Here is a 19453-nt window from a genome sequence, read left to right on the forward strand (position 1 = left end):
CAATGCATTACTTGTTTTGACTGAATCAGCTGCCATTTTAGCATCACTCAAACTTCCTAAAAGGCGCATCTTTGTCCGTGACAACTCATTTTTGGTCGCTAAGACTTCGCCTACATCAATTCTCATCTTCTAACACCCCCAGTAACATCTCTAACAAAATAGAATGTTTTTTCTTGAGCAACATGTTCAGCTTCGTTCCTTTGGCATATTTCTTTTCAAATTCGTTTGTATATCCCTTAGCAATAACATTTTTGATCAAATAATTGCTGATAAATATCGGTTGGACCAACGGCTGCATCCCGATCGGCCAGATGGTCGCTAAATAATCTACATAGTTATCACTATTTTCAATAGCCACTTTGCGTGCAACGATCTGTAAATAAAAACCGACTCCATCTTCTTGACTTTCAAAGATCTCTCTGAGTTCTGGAGTCGTTTTTTCTCCATCAACTTCGATCACAGAACCTATCGGAAGTACCTCAGAAAAAACAAGATCGATCTTTGCCAATAACTCGAACCAAGTAATCATCTCTAATGATGTACTTTGCTCTAATCGCTCAAGTACCACTTGTTTTTTATCCCAGTGATAGCTCACTTTTAAGCCTGTTCCAAATAACGGCGTGTATTCAAAGAAACTATCTTTTTGTAAGATCCCATCAATGATCTTATTTAGTTGTTCCATATCAGTCGCGATATCCAAACAGATCTTGTTTAACAAACTATCCTCAGCTAACTCAAGATCAGCTAATTTCCATAACTCTAACTCTGTCAAACTCTACTCACCTCACATATTCAATAAAGACGTTGCACTCGAAAATAGTGCTGTAGCTTCATTATTCAAAGCTAAGGCCTTGGCATGTAAATTTTGACTTTGGTCTTGAAGTTCTCTTAATTTCTTAGTCATTACTTCTTTATTTTCTTTATGTGCATCGATCCAATGGTCAAGCTCAGTTAACATCTGATCGACATTATGATCTGCCTTATCTCTACAACTCCCATGAAATCCGCTTGTTCCTTTAGTCTTTAGTTTAAGCAACTCATTTTTCAAAATATTAGAATGATCTAGATCTTTCCTTAAAGATCTTAGAGCTTTTTCGAGTCGTTCTATCTTATGCTCAACTGCGACCTGTTTACCATTTAATTCTCTAGCTGTACTTTGCTTTTGTAATGCCTGAGTTCTCATATTTTGTCCGCGTGCATGAGCTGCGATCTTTTCTTTATCCAAATTCTAGTCCACCTCACTAGCTAACTTAACTTTTGTAACTTCACGGCCGATAAAGAGATTGCTCTCATCTTGACCAACAAATGGTTCACGATATGAACTCGTAACTTTTATCAAAATCAGCTGAAAAGATCAGATAGATCCCAACTAGATAGCCTTTTTGTAATAAAACTTGCAGATCATCGACTGAAAGCATGATCTTTTGACCCAATTGTTCAGCCTCTGGAATATATATATAAATAGGTTGATGTTCTCCAGTAACTGCCCGTTTCTCGATCTCACTACCCAATTTTTTGACCATCATCCCAATATCATCGACCCCGATCACATTATCAAATATATCGGTCTGCTCTGTATATTTGCCAGATAGGTCAAACACGATCGTCTTTACCTTTCCTTTCAGGTAGCCAAAGTTTTCCAAGACAGTATTCTCAAAATACTCGTCCTGCTCTGGAGTATCGCTTAAAGCCATAAAATACTTTGTCTGCTTTGGAATGTAACCCACAACTTCAGCTGATTCCTTATCAAAGCCGATCGGAAATGCTGATTTTTCACGCATTGCTTGAACTTTCTTATTTTTGAACAAGAACTTAGTACTGATAACTTTTGGCAACATCGGCACTTTGGCTGGTAGATCACCAGTCCAAGTATCCGACATTACTTCAGCTAGTTTTCGCAACTCCTTGGTACTTGCTAGGACATCAGCTTGTTTAGTCGGTAAGTAAGCTTGAAAATCTAAGATTTCTTCTAACTCAATCTGCCCCCGACCTGGGATCGGTGACTGGATCGGTGCTTGATAACCTTGCATACTCTTATATTCATCTTTATCGACCATATATAAACTCAAACGTTTATTGATATTTGCTAGCATCGTTGTCCGTAGGCTGTTGATCCGATCCGCTGTGATCACGATATTGACTCCTAAAGCCTGACCTTCTCTGATCAAACGGTTCAATACTTGATCGATCTGTTCTCTAGCCTCGTCTTCAGTTATATTATCGTAGGCATCGACTGCTACTAAAATAACTGGTAATTTTTCGCCAGTCTCCATTTGATACTGAACCAGATTAGAAGCTGCTACTTCTTGGAACTTGGCTTTTCTTTGATCAAGCAAACGTTCTAGGATACGCAACATCTTAAATAGTTTTTCTCGGTCATCTAAACCTGCAATATCAGCAGTATGAGGTAGCTCACGCAAAGGCAACAACCCATTTGTGCCAAAATCTAGTAAGTAAAATTGGACCTGTGCAGGGGAATTTTGCTTGGCTAAATTGACGACCAGTGTTTGAAGTAACGTTGATTTACCATAACCAGAACTCCCGACTAACACAGCTGGAGCAAATTTAGCTAAGTCAAACATCAGTGGCTCTTGTTTTTGTTTACTTGGAATATCCAACATCCCTAATGGCACTTTTAGATCACGCTCAGTTTGCCAGTTTGCACGCCAATCGATCTCAGGAGCTACCATAACTTGTGCTAACGGTGGGAGCCAAGGCTTACTTGGCAATGGAACATGAAGTTTTTTAGCTTCGTTTTTGATCAGCTCGACTACAGCATTTAGTTCGGTCTCTTCAGTTTCACTTTGCTGTTCTTCATCAGCTAACGATAGATCGGTCGTCAATAATTCGGCCTGTCCCAAATGATTGATCAACCAAATGCGATCATCTGCTTTGGCAGTACTTTGGTCTTTATCAGGAACATATTTAGCACCACTATAAGCGGTTTGGAACAACTCATAGATCTCATTATTACCAACTTGGAGATAACCTCGACCAGGTAAAGTGATCGCAGCTGCATCTGGTGTTTTGATCACTTCTTTTGAATCGGCAGGTTCGGCCACTTTTAAAGCGATCTTAAAGCGTGAGTTCGACCAGATCTGTTCGTTGACGACCCCACTTGGCTTTTGCGTGGCTAAGATCAAATGTACCCCTAAAGAACGCCCGATCCGTGCTGTTGAAACTAACTCATTCATAAATTCAGGTTCGTTAGCTTTTAACTCCGCAAATTCATCACTGATCAAGAACAAATGCGGTAACGGCTCAGTTGGATACACCCTATCAGTCGCACCTGTTTTCCCCTTTTTATACAACTTGGTGTAACCGTTGATGTGGTTGACCCCAAATTCTCTAAATAAACGTTGGCGGCGCTCTAATTCAGCATGGATACTCTTTAAAGCCCGAGCTGTACTGGCTCCATCAAGGTTAGTGATCGAACCCAATAAATGTGGGAGATCAGCAAATAAGTTCGCCATCCCGCCACCTTTATAATCGATCGGTAAAAAGCCCACATCTTCGGGGGCAAAATTGACCGCTAACGACAAAATAAAGCTCTGTAAAACTTCAGATTTACCCGAACCCGTCGTCCCAGCTAATAAGCCGTGGGGACCATGTGCTCTTTCGTGTAGGTTCAAGTTGACCACATCATTTTTGCCCCGTACGCCTAAAGGTACAGCCAATGTCTTAGAGGTATCAGCTATCTGCCAGCGCTTTTTCACATTTAGCTCAGCGACACGCTTAACTTGGTACAGTTGCAAAAATGAGATACTTTCAGGGATCGAATTTTTTTCGACCTCAACATGGCGTAAATTAGCCAAACGCTTGATCGCTACTTCCTGCGTGATCTTTTTAGGATATGGATCAGGGACAAACTCTAGGTTCAAGTATGTTTGTTCTTCATTGATCAACGTCCCTAACTTTGAACTGTGATAATCAACTAAAGTCGTGACCGTTTCAGGCAACATCGCTTGCGTCTCTTTTGCCCAGATCACAGTCACTCCATAACGACTCATATCTTCCATCAAAAATTCATTTAAGTTATGTCCTGTCAGCCATGATTCATCTTGGATCACTAAAACGATCTGTGGTTTAAAAAACATCGCTTCTCGAGAATTGCGCTGTTTTGTATACTCTTGGCGCTGCTTGACTAGCATCTGATAAAGCGAATTTAAGACCATATCACGAGTTTGAGCGTTATAGACAAGTCCACGTAAGTTCAAACTTTCTAATTGAAAATGTGGTAACCACCGCCATTCGTGCCAATACTTTTGATATTCAGCTTCATTTAGCACGGCGACAAATTGGACATCATGATATGAATGAAATGCTGCCAATTGGAACAATATCGTCTGTAGCGCTTGGCGTAAAGCAGCACTATTTCCCGCTAACCCCAAGGTCGTTTGGCGCAATCCGATCGTCACGGGGACATCTTCGACTTTTTCGTAGGGTTTGATGATCTTTTGTTCAATGAATTTTTCTAATTTGCTTTTGACCTTAGCATCATTTTTGTCGTACTCGAACTGATAACTGATCGGCAAGGTCCCCTGACCTAAACTCAAGGTCAAAAAGTCATCATTACTGAGCATTCGTTCATACAAGCGCGGATCATAGTGATACATCATCGCTGCGATCTCTTCGGAACCAGGATGATCATATCGCATCACGGCTCGTTGCTCTTGATTTAATTTAGCCAGCTGACCTGTGATACTTAACAGATACTGTTCATAAGCTGCACTAGCCTGTTTATTTTGGGTTTGGATCATTTTTTTGTTGGTGAAATAACTTGAGACTGAAAAACCAGCTGTCAAGACGCTAGCACTCCCCATCCCCAACATCATCAAGCCATTACCCCCACTCAATAAGCTGACTAACCCACTAGCTACGACCATTCCCAGTGGTGGGACGATCATTTGCATCAAAGCACCTTGGGGAGGTGTTTGTGGTGTTGGTACATTTTCCAAACGCAATTTTTGTTTGGGTTCTTTGCGATAGATCCGTGGACTCCGCCGAAAATCAGGAAAATCAACGGGATATTCATGTCGCTGTTTAGTCGGTAATAATTTGTCGATATTTAACATGATATCTTGCCGTAACGGTATTATTTTGAGCTGTGATTCCCGTAATTCAAGTAATAACCCATCAACGTATAATCTTGTTCCAAGCTCCCATTTAGCTTCGAGATGTTCACAAAGTTCATCTCGCCAATAAAGCTTAGCCCCATTTCCAAAAGCTTTCACAAAATAACCATGCTTTGTGACCGTGATCTTCACGAGGGCTGGCGTATCAAAAACGATATCCCCTGCTTCTTTAGCTAAAACAAGCGTACACGTTGGAAGATCTGTCGTTAGTACCCGCAAGTGTTCATGTGCGATAACGAGCTGATCTGTCGTCTTTTTAACTGGCTTATCAGTTGCTGTCCAGTGTTTGAAAGTTTTCGTCAATTCAAAAACTTCAAATACCAGATCAGCTTGTTGATCGATGCGATCATCGACTCGGTTAGTCGGATCAGCATACAATTGCTCAATCGGCTTCAAATTCATTCTTCTCACCTCCTAGTTTTTTCAAGTATTCATTGATCTGTTTGCGGTATTTGCTCAATTCAGCTTGCTTTTTAGCCCCGTCCATCGTGGTGTTGTTCTTAGTCGCAGTGTAAAGTTTCGTGTAGGCATGTAAGATATATTCATCATCGCCAATATTTTTAGCTAAACTCAATGCCTCCGTGTACTTGCCACGCCCTAGCTGGATCCAGTAACTCAACTGATTAGGGTTGGAATTTTGCGAGATATTTTTCAAGATCGCCTTTTTTTGCTGACTTGAAAGTGTATCAAGCTCGATATAACTGACCGCTAATACATACCGCGCACTCTGAGGCAACGAATCAGGTGAATAACGCGCCAGTTCTTTAGTCGTGTCAGTATAATTATCATTTAAAAAACGTGCTTGTGCCGTCACGATATGCTCGGCTTTAGGCACCGTATAAAAGCCCCAAAAAAGAGTCACTCCAAGTAAGATCACGCTTATCACACTACCGATACTGGCTACCCATTTGAGCATTTGAAATTTAGTTTTTTTGACCGTTACCAGCGTCTTTTGCGCAACTTGTTCTTGGGTCATGACTTGTTGATCAACTAATTTCTCAAGCTCTGCGATCGTGGTCGCTTTGACTAATTCTTGGGCAAATTTATATCGCAAAGCGCCTGCACCGTTGACTAACTTAGCATAATCTTGCTTAGGTTCAAGTAAATATAAGACCAACGCCCGAAATTGCTTGACTCTAAGTTCAGCTGTCTCTTTAAAGGGTGCCACCGAAGACTTGAAACCACGGTGTAAGACGACGATCCTTTGACCGATAACAAAAAGGTTCTCGGGTGCAATAAAGGGTTGTAACAACCCCGCTTGTTCTTCAACGATCCAATAAAGTTGCGGTAATAAGCGTAAGACTGCCGCTCGGTCAAAGCATTTAACATATTCTGTCAGTGCTAAAGCTTTTTTGGGAAGCTGATAGCTCAAAGTCAGTTGGTCTTCGTTTGCTTTGAGTACCTTACCAGGTAAATAATGTTCATCGCCGGATAAAAAGAGTTCGTATTCAGCTAATTTCGCCAATCGATATTTATCTGCGCTTAAAACCACTTGGATCTCGGACTTATCTTGCTTGAATTCAAGATCAAGCTTGCCATCACTTATCATCGTCATTTTCTTTCCTCACGATCACTTCAAATTGGTCGCCATTTCCCAAAGGATAGGCCTGTAATGGTACGTTCTCATCTAACGTCAATGCTTTATTTAGTAGGTGCAACTCAAATTTTGCTGGTAGATCCACATTAACAACGGCTAAAGCCGATCCAAGTTGTTCAGCCAATAGCTTTAACGTCATTTTCTTAGAGACTTGCAGATCATAGACTGTACCAGCATATTTCAGTCCGATCCTGATCAGTTGTTCGTCCATCGACTACTATTTTCCTTTCGTTTGACACGTCTTTTAGTGAAATATATCCCTAACGCACTCCCTAAACCTGCCATTATTCCAAATAACACTGTGGACCACAGATATTTAAGGCCTGCGATCTCAGTAGTCCCCACATTTTTATCGCCAGATATAGCTTTAAGCTTAGAGCGCTTGGTAAATAGATACTTTCGTAAGACCTGCTGATTTTTTTGCTGGATCTGTTTTGAACTATGTTCACGGTGCATAAAGATCTTTTTTTTGGCTTGAACTACCGGAGCATTAGCTTGCTTTTTTTGCTTTGTATTTTGACTTTCCATCTCGGGAGAAAACAGCGTCTTAACTCCATAATTTTGCATGGCATCATCTTTGTGTCCATCATCATAGATCGCTTGTTCATTTAGCTCTAGGCTGCCATCATCGGCTGTCACTGTCACAGCCAAACCATCTAAAAATACTAGACAAGCCCCCAGACACACACAGATGGTCTTAATTTTTATCATCATTTTTTACCACTGTTTCATTTATCATCGGGCGCAAAAATAAGCTAGCCCCAAAGACTGCAATAGTCGCTAAGATCAGGCCTAACAAGGTCGCGAGTCCGACTGTGCCCCCACTTACCAATGCCGTATATCCAGCTTCGATATTTTGCAACGGTGAAAAGCGATATAACACTTGAACAAATGTCCCTGCTTTGACTAAGATCCCTAAAAATGGTGTCAATAAGATATATAGACCTAAAACTAACCCAAAGATAAAGAGCGTTACTTCACGTTGCATCCGGGCCCCCGCTGTGATCAAACTCGTTAAAAGCATCATGATCGTGATCGCATAGATAAACCAAGCTGTTCTAGAGCCGCTCTCTGACACATTGTACGTACTCAAAGCAAAGATCACACCTAAGCCCAAGCTGATCGCAAATGTCAAAATGACACTAGGTAGATTCAGCCATGCACGCGTATGTTCGATCAAAGCTTCTTGTTCTGAGATCGTCCGCTTAGGTAAATATTTAGCGATCCCAAAGCCAATAAAGACTGCACTCAAGGCCCCGATCACTGTCATAAAATACGGTACTAACGAATGCTTTGGCATCGCCGTATATGAACCAGTAGCTTTGATCGGATCAGTCAAGAAATTATAGACCTTACTGTTGTCGGCTTCGCCATTACGTGCATTCTGCATAACTGTATTGAATGCTTTAGCATAATCTCGATCATTATTAGCTTGTTTTTGACTATTCTTTAGATTTTGACTCAAGCTAGTCTTGATACCTTCCGTCGTCTGTTGCAACTTAGTGGTATTGTTCGTGAGATCTTTTATGATCGGGCGTAACCCTTTAGTATCTACCTTATCAGTTGTCGTCAATTCCTTTGTTCCAGTAGTCAAAGAAGCTTTCAAAGTTTGATACTGTTGTGTCAACTGCTCAGGTCTCACCTCAGCCGTAGCACTTGCCATTGTCAGTGGCACGGTCTTAGCATCTGACTGGTCGCTTTTAGCTGCATTGACCGCTAACTGAGCGTTGTTATACCACTCAATGATCCCAGCTACCTGTTTAAGATAACTTTGTAAGCCAGCTTCATTCAAGCTTTGGCTGATCTCGTTTAACGTCTTGATCGGATCTGGGGTTTTCTCATCGAGTGTAAGTTGGCCCGTTGCTTTTCCTAGACGATCGACTTGTTGGCTTAATTTAGTGTATTGCCCCACTAATTTAGTGGCATATCGTTCTAGCTCAGGACTAAGTTTTGCACTCTTAGTGACCAATGCTGCCAATGAATCAGGACTTGCAACGATCTTATCTTGTCCTTGTGTAGCTAAAAAGTTGCTCAGGTCTTCTTCTCTGCTATAAACAGCCATGATTTCATGTGCCAAAGCCAAAGTTTGCACTACATTTTGGTTCAGTTCAGTGCTATTTTTTTGCGCGACCACTACGAAACGACCCGTGTTTTGGACTTGACCATTGACGCTCCACTCATAATCAGTCGTTTCTTTGATCTGGTAGTCAACGGTCATTTCTACTGCACAGTTAGCTGGAAGTGGTGTAACACTTGGTGTCTGCACGGTCGTCTCTTCTTGGGGCGTTGAACTATTTTCAGTCAAACTAGAGTCTTTAGCTGACTCACTGTTTTTTGAAGTCTTTGCAGCTTCTGATTCGGTCTTAGCTACAGCAGTCGTTGTTTGTGGTCGAGCAAAACTAACTGTAAAACGCCCTTGGCTAACAGGAGTCATCTTGACATCTTGATAGCCCGCTTGTTGCAAAGTCGAAATAATATCATTTTGTGCTAAAGTTACAGCTGTCCCATTCCCCTTTAGCCAGATCACATTAGGTTTATCTGCCGTTAGATCTAAGGTCACTTTAGCTTGGTAATTTTCTTCTTTAGCATTTTCTTTGAGATAAGTCACTTGCTTACCCTGATCGATCCCAAGATTTTTAGCATATTTACTCAAGATCTGCGTGGCAACTTGATAATCTTTTTGATCTTGCTTAGACCAAAGATCTTTTAATTCACCATCAGTTTGAGTCAATTCAGTTGCTACCCCCAACTTGGATAACTTTTTCTTTAACTGTGCTTCAAAGGAGGTCAAGATCTGCGTATTATTGCCATTATCACCATTTAATTTAGCCTTTAGCGTGGCTAGATTCTCTTCTGCTGTCGTCTGGGTCAGACCGTACTCTTTTTCTAGCTGTTGTTGCAACGAATGCAAAGTTTGATACTGTTCATTTAACTGTTGCAACTGCTTGGTCAAAGCCACCTGATCACTAGAAACGACACTGACTAAAGCAGTTGAAGTATCATAAAGTGGTAAAACTGGTGCTGTATCTGTAAAATAATTGCTAACATTCAATTGATAAGCTGAACTTTTCTCGGTCAATGCTTCATAGAGCTTGAGCTGTTCTTCTAACTTATCATGTAAAGCTGTGCGGGCAGCTTGCTCAGCCTCATTATTGCTCGTCAAGTCTTGATCTAATCCCTGTAATAACGCTTGAACACTATGACTAAAAGCTTCATCGGCTTGAACACTTGCTTGTCGATCTTCATCTAAAACACTGGCTGTCTTAAAGATCGTAGCAAATTGATCATTTAAGCCTTGAAATGGTGCTTGGACTTGACTGGAAAGATCGCTAACTTGATTTTTTTGTCGATCAGCTCCTCTTTGCATCGCAACTTGAGCACTCCGCAAGTTACCAACTAAACTCGAAAAATACATCCGCACGACACGGTTATTGAAATAATTGATCAAATTGTCAACGTTTCGCCCCACAACTTGATTGGTCATCTCATTTTGCCCTTTGCGGACTCGGTAACTGATCCCAGCTTGCTTAGGATCAGTGCTTTGCAGAGCTAAGATCCGCGACGAAAAATTTTCTGGGATCACAACTTCAACATCATAAGTTCCATCATTCATCCCTGCCTCTGCCATATCAAATGGTGCTGTTTGCCAATCGTGTTCTTTATCACGTGAGACGAGCTTTAAAAAGTCGCCCCCCAAGTTATACTCTTTACCGTTGAATTTTGCTCCGTTATCCTGATTAACTAAGACATAGCGAACTTTATTATTAGCCTGCGCGTTTTCATCATGTCGCATAACACTTGGGTTTTTAAGGCCTAACCAGACTAAACTAAACACCAAACATCCCCCTAATAAACTGATCAACGCTAAACTGAAATGTCGCTTAGTTATGTTTTTTTTCATGCGTATCGTTCACCTCTTCTTTTTTCTTACCAAAAAAGGGCCCCAACTTACAAAATTGGGGTCCCTTTAAAACTTAGTGCAAACCAAAAGCGTTGCGATCTTCGTTATCCCGTTGTTCAACGGTATTAGCGTATTTTTCAAGCTGTTGATCGATCTGCTCTAAAAGCTGTGTCATTTGATTGACATTCCCCTTCAATTGTTCAAATTGTTGGAGATAAGCCTGAAAAGCTTGCCCTCGCCATTCATTTGCCATCGTGTTATTCTCATTTTGTACCCGTTGCATCTGTTGAGTTATCTCTTGTGATGCATGGATGTAAACTTTTGCTGAAGCACGTAATTGCTCAGGAGTTACGGAAATTGCGCCCATATGTGGAAGCCACCTTTCACTTATTTTTAACACACCCGATACTATCATTATTCTAATTTTAAGACAAGGTAATTTTAACCTAAAACCACCTCTTTTTCTCATAATACAGTTAAAAATATCTTGACAATCCAATTAATTATTTTTATGCAGTTTATTCGAATTTAACAATTTGACCTTATTGTGACAGGCCTTGGGAATAACTATATAAATTACTAAAATTTAAGATATTTAATTTTTATAAATGAATAAATAATATTTAAATTATGTATTCTTCCGCCTAATTTTTTTATTACATTTTTGTTACAAAAAAAGCCTCGTTGTTTTCACAACGAGGCTTTTCGACTTTAATTATGCTTTTTTACCTGGTTCAGAGGCGATCAACATCATCTTTCCTGCTAATGTCCAAGATTTGACGGCATAAGGTAAGATAAAATGCATCCCCTTCTTAAGTTCATAGGTGCGACCATCTACTTCTAATTGTCCATTTCCATCTAAGACAGAGACCAATGTATATGGTGCTTGTTGGCGTTCAAAAATTGCACTGCCATCGATCTGCCATTTATAGACCGCAAAGAAATCCGTATCGACAAAACGGGTAACTTTTTTATCACCTGTTACAGTCGTTTGAATATCCAATTTAGGATCGAGATGAGGAACGTTGGTCACATCGATCGATCGTTTTAAATGCAACTCCCGTTTTTTACCGGTCGTTTTATCGATGCGATCAAAGTCATACAAGCGATAAGTCGTATCTGAACTTTGTTGGGTCTCAAGGACCATGATCCCTCTACCGATCGCATGGATCGTGCCTGCTGGAACATATAAGAAGTCACCAGCTTTGACTGGTATCTTGCGTAACAACTTATCCCACTGTTTATTTTCGATCATCTCAGCTAACTTCTCACGCGTCTTTGCATGATGACCGTAATACATCTGAGCTCCTTTATCGGCAGCTAACACATACCAACATTCAGTCTTGCCCAATTCGCCTTCATGCTCTTTAGCATAGACATCATCTGGGTGCACTTGAACCGAAAGATCGGCTTTAGCATCTAAGATCTTCGTCAATAGCGGGAAAACATCGCCTTTAGCGTTACCAAAAACTTCACGGTGCTTATCCCAGACCTCAGTCAAAGTCAGCCCTTTGTATGGTCCATTTTCAATAAGTGCTGGTCCATGTTGGTGGGCCGAGATCGCCCAACATTCCCCCGTATGATCACTTGGGATCTGATAACCGTATTCAGTATGTAAACGATCGCCACCCCAAATTTTTTCTTGAAAATATGGTTTTAAAAATAATGGTTCACTACTCATATTCATCATCGCCTCACATAAAAGTCTATACATTTATTCTATCACACCCAAATAAATTGTAAACCTTTTCCACTTAGTCCTTTTCCGCAAGATATGTAGCGATGATCTTATCACGCCATTCTAAAAATGCTTCATTATCTGCACTTGGATGTACGCGATTTGATAAAACGATCAAGGCATTTTTACCTTTTTGATCAAGTAGCATAAAAGTTCCGGTAAATCCAGTATGATAAAGACAAGGCGTAGCGCTACGATCATAACGCAGATCCCAGCCCAGCGAGCGTCCAAGATCATGAGTCGGGGTATGGTCAGCATAGAGCATCGCGACCGTTTCTGGTGTTAACACCCCTGGGATCGTTTGGGGAGCAAGCATCCATTTGGCAAATTTGATCAGGTCGGCTAAGTTAGAAAATAATCCCGCCGATCCACAATGCTCACCTAAAATAAAAGCTTTGGGATCATGAACTTCCCCCTGGATCAAGCCTCTAGTCGCCGTTAGTTCAGTTGGAACACATTGCTTTTTTTGGGGGGCAAAGGTCGAAGCTTTCATACCCAACGGCCGTAAAACCTCAGTTGTGATCACTTCTTGCACAGGTCGATGGTAAAAAGCTTCAATGACCTGTCCCAATAAGATCAGTCCGATATCGGCGTAAACTACCTTTTTACCCAGCCAAGCAGCTGGTTTCAAGGTATACAAAGCTGCCATCAATTCAACTGGTGGTAGTTGATCGCGATTTTTTATGTAACCACTAAGAGCAGACGTGTGGGTCAATAAGTGGCGCAGAGTCACCCTTTGATCGGTGAACCGCGGTAAATATTTAGCGACTCGATCGTCCAATCGTAGCTTTTTAGCCTCCAACAGCTGTAAGATCACCGTTGTCGTCCCAATGACTTTAGTCAACGAAGCCAGATCATATAATGCCCCATCTTCTAGTGGCTTTATCACTGGAACCAGTTGCTTATTGCCAAAGACTTCAGTTTGGATATCATCTTGGCAGATCATGGCATAAGAGATCCCTGGAACGATCTTTTGCTCTACTAGCTGGTGTAATAAGGCAACTGTTTTTTCGTTCATGCCCAACTTTCCTCTTGTTTCAATTGATTGATATAGATGATCTTAAATTTACCATCATCATAGTCTACCCGACTTGCTCGAGAGTTGTCGACTAAAAATAGCGGTACATCACCGTTTAACGACTCTAAAAAATTAGACAAGATCAAGCCATGCGTTACGATCAAAATGTTGCAATCCTTACCTTCATATTCACATGCGATCGTCTTTAAAGCTCGGGTGAATCGCTGTTCGAGGTGAACCGACGTCTCGATCTCTTCTTCACCATCCATCGTGCGAAAAAGCTCGGTCAACTCAGAGACATGCTCTTCATTGGCAAAGGCCCGCAAGATCTTGCGCAAACCCAGGGTCCGCAAAGCTGTAGGGACCATCGTAAAATTATTAGCTTCTTCAAATTTGCCAAAGCTCAATTCACGCAGATCGGGATCACTATAAATGGGCGGATAACCCCGTTTATTTTCCGCGAGAATATAGCGCGCTGTTTCTTTTGTCCGCTGGAGATCACTCGTGTAAACAGCTTCAAAACGAATATTTTCCAATTCTTTGCCTAGCCGCTTTGCCATGCGGATCCCTTTTTTGGTCAACGGAGAATTCGTTGTTCCCTGCAATCGGCGCGATCGATTCAAACGTGTCTGTCCATGGCGGACTAAATAAAAATGTATCACTAGTTTCACCAACTCTCTTTTTCTAAAAACACCTATCTCTATTATAGGTTTACCACGTCAACATGCAAAACATTTTACCTAAAACTTCTCGCAGCCATAATTCAAATTATTGTGCTAAAATGTTGATAGACAATGGGGGTAATATTTTTGGCAAGTAATTCTGATTCGATCTTCAACATTTTATCATATTTGAGACGCCATCCTGAAAAGATCTTTGCCTTGAGATCACGTTATGACAATGTGATCCAGATTTTTTTCAAAGATGCAGTCAAAGTCGCTGATGCAAATATTTATTTTCCCGACAACAAATTAATGGTCAATTGTTTGACTGATGACTTTTTAGCTCAAAACGGTGATCTTTTAGACAGTTTTTGGCAACTAGCAGGTCATGACTACATCGATCACCACGAAGTTTGGGCCACAACATCGCATTTGACCGAAAAAAACATGTACTTATTGGAGCTCTCGTTTGAATAGTAGCTTAGTTGCTATTATAAACAAGGACCTCACCACGATGTAAAAAACGCATCATGGTGAGGTCCTTGTTACTTATATGTGTTACCACACTCTTTGATTATTTTTCGCTTTCAAGCGGACGATGGACTTTCCAGATCAAAAGTAAATTCAACGCCATCAAGGCTGCTGTTACCAAAAAGACCGCTTGATAGTTGAATAACCCCGAGACAAGCGACCCCATCATCGAGCCAAGCATCGCTCCAGCCGCTTGAAATGATTGATTATAACTAAAGATCCGCCCAAAAGCTTCCCGCGGGACACTGACCGTCAAGACCGTTTGAACTGCGGGTAATAGCGCTGCATTGGCGATCCCCAACAAGAACCGCCAAAAACCTAAACTCCACGGTGAAGTTACAAAATACATCGGTAAAAAGACTACCATAGCAGCAACTAAGCCAAAGATCAATACTTTTAAAGGCCCGACCTTATCCATCTTGACACCTAACCGGGAAGCGACTAACAAAGTCCCAAAACCAGGCATTGCCGCGACGACCCCACTGACAAAGGATACATTTCCCATACCGTGCATCAATGATTTGACTAACAAACTGACGATCGGTGCGATCGACATCAAGGCCGATTGGATAAACAACGTCGTGATAAACATTGCAACGATCAACTGTTTATTTTCTAAGTGGTCAAAGATCTCTTTCATCGGTTTCATCTTTTTAGCTGGGATCGGTGTAAAATGTTCCTTCGTATTAAATAAGGTCAGCAAAAAGACGATCCCCATCATCGCTCCACAAACAAAAAATGTTACTCGATAGCCAGCAAAACCAGCTAATAGGCCACCAACCAGTGGTCCAAGCAAATTTCCCGTCACATTAGCTGTCATCATATTTGCCATAACAGCACCGGAACGAGCATGTGGGGTCTCCCCTGCCATAAAAGCAGTCGCATTATTGATATAACCAGAAAAGGCCCCTTGAACGAAGCGCAGTAACACGATCGTCCAAGCATGGTGGACTAAGCCAACGGCAAAGATCGTAAAAGTCATCACTCCAGAGGCCCGTAAACACATGAGTTTTCGCCCTTTTTGATCGGCAAGATTGCCCCATAGTGGTGAAACGATCGCTTGGGCTAGATATGTAACGGCAAAGGCTAGGCCCGCATATAAGTTCAATTCGAATTTTCCATAGGGGTGCAATGTTTCAATATAGAGCGCCATAAATGGCATCGTCATCGAAAAATTCAACCCCGTCATAAAACACCCTAACCAGAGGGTCATAAAAGTTTTGCGCCATGAAGCAGGCAGCTCGGTGTCTGCTACCATATTCATCACTCCTGTCATTGTAATATTTACACTCTAGCAAAAATAACTTCAAATTACAAACCCAAGCAAAAAAGTGAACTACCTTGAGCAGTTCACCTTTCAATTACATTTCAAAGTCTTTTTCAGGATCCAAGCCATAGAGTTCACTGACTGGATCAGTCTTAGCAGTCGGTTTAACTACGAGGATCGCTGTAACTGCTTTAGCCGACTCATATCCAGCTAAAGATACCACATCTTCGATCAGATAAGTCAGACCGTCACTGTTATAAATATGCTCACCGATCACCGGTAACTTTTCAAAAGAAGTTTTGTTCATCCGGTAATAATCCCCGTTTTTTTCGTACATGACTAGAATCGCTTGCGTCACTTCGATCCCCCCTAAAAAATTTTTTGCTTTATCAAAGCTCTTTCATTATAGTATATATCAATATTTTTTTACATAGGTATTTACCAAAAAATATAAAAAGTTCTGCCAGTATCTCAGCAGAACTCTCTATATTTAGATATTGATAACTTTTTCCAAGAACGCTTTAGTCCGTTCATTTTGTGGATCTTCAAAGATCGCTTCAGGCCGTCCTTCTTCGACAACATAGCCATCAGCCATGAAGACGACACGATCAGCAACTTCTTTAGCAAAGCCCATTTCGTGGGTCACAACGACCATCGTCATCCCATCTTTAGCTAGATCTTTCATAACTTCCAAAACATCACCGACCATTTCTGGGTCAAGTGCTGAGGTCGGTTCGTCAAACAACATGATATCTGGATTCATCGCCAAAGCACGTGCGATCGCTACCCGTTGTTTTTGCCCGCCTGAAAGAGAAGCTGGCATGGCATCGAATTTATCAGCTAAACCGACCATTTCTAGTAATTTTTTGGCGGTCGTCATCGCTTCATCTTTATTGGCTTTGCCCAACTCAACTGGTGCTAGCATGATATTTTCACCAACACTCAAATTGTTGAACAAGTTAAAATGCTGGAATACCATCCCGATATTTTCACGAGCCTTATCGATATTTGTCTTAGGATCACTGATATCATGCCCATCGATCACGATCGACCCAGAAGTTGGTTCTTCAAGCTTATTCAAGCAACGCAATAAAGTACTCTTCCCTGAACCAGAAGGCCCGATCAAAACGACTACTTCATTATTTGCAACCTTAAAATCAATGCCCTTTAACACTTGATTTGAGCCGTAGTTTTTCTTTAAATTCGTAACATCTACTTTTAAATCTGTCATTAATTATTGATCCTCCGTTCGATCCACTTCGAAAGAAGCGTTAAAACTGTGATGATGACCAGATAGATCACCGCAACGATCGCCCACACTCTAAAGCCTTCTAGGTTTCGTGCGATAATGATCTTACCAGTCTGAGTAAGTTCAAGCAACCCGATAACAGATAAGATCGAGGTATCCTTTAAGGTAATGATGAACTGATTGATAAATGATGGGACCATGATCTTGATCCCTTGGGGTAAGATGACCCGACGCATTGCTTTACCAAACGGCATCCCTAAACTACGTGCTGCTTCCATCTGCCCTTTATCGACCGATTCGATCCCACCTTTAACAAAGGCAGCAGTATAGGCACCTTCATTTAACATCAAAGTGATCACACCAGCTAAGAAGGCTGGCACCTTGCTACCGATCAAACTTGGGACCCCATTATAGATGAACAGCGCTAACACGATCAATGGCAACCCACGGAAGATATAGATGATCGTTGTTGAAAGGCCACGGCAGAATTTGTTTGGTACGACACCTAACAAGCCGACAAAGATCCCAAAGATCGTGGCACAAAAGATACCCACAACGGTCAATTTCAGCGTCTCAATGATCCCTGAGATAAAGGCATCTTTATTTTCTTTTAAGATACCTAAAACTGTTCGATCTTCAGCAGTTGCTGTTTGTGACTTGACTTTAGTTTCAGAAGTTGCTTTACCTTCTGTATATTTTTTGATGATCTTATCATACTCACCGTTAGCTTTCAACTTAGCTAGACCTTCGTTGAACATCTTTAATAGCTCTTGGTTTTGCCCTTTTTTAACAGCAAAACCAGTTTCTGTCGTATTAGCTGGCTTAGTTACAACTTTTAGATCTAAGCCATTTTTGATTGCATAATACATTACAGCACTATCTTCAAAACAGGCGGCAGAGTTACCATTGATGACATCATTATACACACCATCAGAATCATCGAACGTTACGATCTCAAAACCGTATTTATCTTTGAGCGAATTAGCATAATCAGCCCCTGCTGTCCCGGTCTTAACAGCAACTTTCTTACCCTTTAACTCAGATAGATCTTTGATCCCACTACCATCTTTGACCGCCATTACGATCCCAGCAGAATAGTATGGATCCGAGAAATCAAATTTTTGCTTCCGTTCTTCTGTGATCGACATCCCAGCGATCATCCCATCGGCTTGACCAGCACTTACGGATTGAACAGCAGCGTTGAAGCCAACGGGGCGGATCTTAACTTTAAAACCCTCTTCTTTAGCAATTGCACGTAAAAGATCTAAATCGATCCCCACATACTTATTCTCTGTGTTGGCATACACAAACGGTGGGAAAGTCACATCCGTGTCGATCGTATATGTCTTTTCTGATGCAGCTTGGATCTGTGGCTGGGAGAAAACACCCAACATAAATAATCCAAACACTGCACTTAGCATTGCAATAAACTTCTTCATGGGAACTCCCCTTTACTAGAATTTAATATAAAATTATTATAGCACAACTTTTGTCAGAAGATAGTACATGAAAACTCAAACCATAATACAAAACTTAGATTTCATATCACAACACTATTAAAAAAGCCTGTAAAAACGGGTTTTTATCTTAATTCGAAAAAACAAAATTAAGTTTTAATTAACTTTTACAGCATGTGATTAATCAAAAAAACAAAAACTTCTGTAAAACCCTAAAATAATAGCATTCATAATTAAATTTCCCCTAGTCAAACCATAACCTGGCAATGTAATATAATATGACATATCATTTGCGCAACATTTCAAATTCACTTGCTTTTCCCTGTAAAATTTTTTCGATCGCTTGGACCAGTATTTTCCGCTTGACCGGTCGATACTTCTTTAGCCCAGGCAAAAATGTAATTACGTGTAAGATCTTTCCCAAATAATACGTACTCTTTTTAGTGCGATCATAGATCAAGCCGGGATACACAACATATGCGCGTTTTCCTAAAACTTGTCGCGCGTATTTTTCAACGGTCCGTTTAGCTTTTATATAAGCTGAAAAGCCTGCATTAGCGGAGATGAACAAAAATTTAGTTTTACTCTCTTTGATGGTCGTAATGATCTTTTTAGCTGGTTTAATACTGGCATTTTGATAATTCAACTGCTTTTTACGATCAGGCCATAAGATCCCTACACAATCAATGACCCAATCCGCCTCCTTGAGCAACACTTGCCAAGCTCCTGCTTGCTTTAGATCAACTCGTTGATAAGTAACACCAGCTATACTGTGCAAGCGCTTGCCACTACGCGATAAACTATATAGTTCAAGTGTCTTATCCTTAACCAGGACCTGCAAGATACCTTGCCCAACAAAACCAGTCCCACCAACAATGACAACTTTCATCAACTCACC

The 19453-nt window shown here is 41.0% G+C and carries 17 protein-coding genes; 1 reads left to right on the plus strand and 16 read right to left on the minus strand.

Annotated features, from left to right (window positions below; all coding sequences use genetic code 11):
• Positions 1–115: 115 nt before the first annotated feature.
• From Q9Q35_RS04330 to Q9Q35_RS04380, 11 genes are all read right to left on the minus strand, one after another.
• Complete coding sequence (locus Q9Q35_RS04330; protein ID WP_304652293.1) at positions 116–772, minus strand: DUF4176 domain-containing protein; 657 nt, start codon at positions 770–772, stop codon at positions 116–118.
• A gap of 12 nt (positions 773–784) precedes the next feature.
• Positions 785–1225, minus strand: a complete 441-nt coding sequence (locus tag Q9Q35_RS04335; protein ID WP_304652294.1) for a hypothetical protein — start codon at positions 1223–1225, stop codon at positions 785–787.
• Between the two features lie 85 nt (positions 1226–1310).
• The gene (gene essC / locus Q9Q35_RS04340) at positions 1311–5537 is read right to left on the minus strand and encodes a type VII secretion protein EssC (RefSeq protein WP_304652295.1); all 4227 of its coding nucleotides are present in this window, start codon (positions 5535–5537) and stop codon (positions 1311–1313) included.
• Positions 5518–6690, minus strand: a complete 1173-nt coding sequence (gene essB / locus Q9Q35_RS04345) for a type VII secretion protein EssB (RefSeq protein WP_304652296.1) — start codon at positions 6688–6690, stop codon at positions 5518–5520. Before essB ends, essC begins: the two co-directional genes overlap by 20 nt.
• Positions 6674–6943: a type VII secretion protein, YukD family gene (locus tag Q9Q35_RS04350; protein WP_304652297.1), complete on the minus strand. Its 270-nt coding sequence runs from the start codon at positions 6941–6943 to the stop codon at positions 6674–6676. The genes essB and Q9Q35_RS04350 overlap by 17 nt, the downstream gene beginning before the upstream one ends.
• Entirely contained in the window at positions 6928–7446 is a 519-nt protein-coding gene (locus Q9Q35_RS04355) for a hypothetical protein (protein ID WP_304652298.1), read from the minus strand. The genes Q9Q35_RS04350 and Q9Q35_RS04355 overlap by 16 nt, the downstream gene beginning before the upstream one ends.
• The gene (gene esaA / locus Q9Q35_RS04360) at positions 7430–10633 is read right to left on the minus strand and encodes a type VII secretion protein EsaA (RefSeq protein ID WP_304652299.1); all 3204 of its coding nucleotides are present in this window, start codon (positions 10631–10633) and stop codon (positions 7430–7432) included. The genes Q9Q35_RS04355 and esaA overlap by 17 nt, the downstream gene beginning before the upstream one ends.
• 73 nt (positions 10634–10706) lie before the next feature.
• A complete protein-coding gene (locus Q9Q35_RS04365; protein ID WP_304652300.1) occupies positions 10707–11000 on the minus strand; it encodes a WXG100 family type VII secretion target in 294 nt (97 codons plus the stop codon).
• Between the two features lie 348 nt (positions 11001–11348).
• Positions 11349–12314, minus strand: coding sequence for a mannose-6-phosphate isomerase, class I (manA, locus tag Q9Q35_RS04370; RefSeq protein WP_370648884.1), 966 nt, complete (start codon positions 12312–12314; stop codon positions 11349–11351).
• A 73-nt stretch (positions 12315–12387) separates the two neighbouring features.
• Entirely contained in the window at positions 12388–13389 is a 1002-nt protein-coding gene (locus Q9Q35_RS04375) for a serine hydrolase (protein WP_304652302.1), read from the minus strand.
• The gene (locus tag Q9Q35_RS04380; protein ID WP_370648885.1) at positions 13386–14060 is read right to left on the minus strand and encodes a histidine phosphatase family protein; all 675 of its coding nucleotides are present in this window, start codon (positions 14058–14060) and stop codon (positions 13386–13388) included. The genes Q9Q35_RS04375 and Q9Q35_RS04380 overlap by 4 nt, the downstream gene beginning before the upstream one ends.
• 138 nt (positions 14061–14198) lie before the next feature.
• On the opposite strand from Q9Q35_RS04380, the gene Q9Q35_RS04385 reads away from it, so the two are divergent.
• The gene (locus Q9Q35_RS04385) at positions 14199–14528 is read left to right on the plus strand and encodes a hypothetical protein (RefSeq protein WP_304652304.1); all 330 of its coding nucleotides are present in this window, start codon (positions 14199–14201) and stop codon (positions 14526–14528) included.
• 97 nt (positions 14529–14625) lie between these two features.
• On the opposite strand, the gene Q9Q35_RS04390 is transcribed toward Q9Q35_RS04385, so the two are convergent.
• From Q9Q35_RS04390 to Q9Q35_RS04410, 5 genes are all read right to left on the minus strand, one after another.
• Positions 14626–15840: an MFS transporter gene (locus tag Q9Q35_RS04390; protein WP_304652305.1), complete on the minus strand. Its 1215-nt coding sequence runs from the start codon at positions 15838–15840 to the stop codon at positions 14626–14628.
• 103 nt (positions 15841–15943) lie between these two features.
• Complete coding sequence (locus Q9Q35_RS04395) at positions 15944–16207, minus strand: LysR family transcriptional regulator (protein WP_304652306.1); 264 nt, start codon at positions 16205–16207, stop codon at positions 15944–15946.
• Positions 16208–16339: 132 nt separating this feature from the next.
• Positions 16340–17080 (minus strand): amino acid ABC transporter ATP-binding protein, encoded by a 741-nt coding sequence (locus Q9Q35_RS04400; protein WP_304652307.1) that lies wholly within the window; start codon positions 17078–17080, stop codon positions 16340–16342.
• Positions 17080–18537: an amino acid ABC transporter substrate-binding protein/permease gene (locus Q9Q35_RS04405; RefSeq protein WP_304652308.1), complete on the minus strand. Its 1458-nt coding sequence runs from the start codon at positions 18535–18537 to the stop codon at positions 17080–17082. Before Q9Q35_RS04405 ends, Q9Q35_RS04400 begins: the two co-directional genes overlap by 1 nt.
• 304 nt (positions 18538–18841) lie before the next feature.
• Complete coding sequence (locus tag Q9Q35_RS04410; RefSeq protein ID WP_304652309.1) at positions 18842–19444, minus strand: NAD-dependent epimerase/dehydratase family protein; 603 nt, start codon at positions 19442–19444, stop codon at positions 18842–18844.
• Positions 19445–19453 lie beyond the last annotated feature (9 nt).

This window comes from uncultured Ligilactobacillus sp. (assembly GCF_948826705.1).
GTDB lineage: Bacteria > Bacillota > Bacilli > Lactobacillales > Lactobacillaceae > Ligilactobacillus.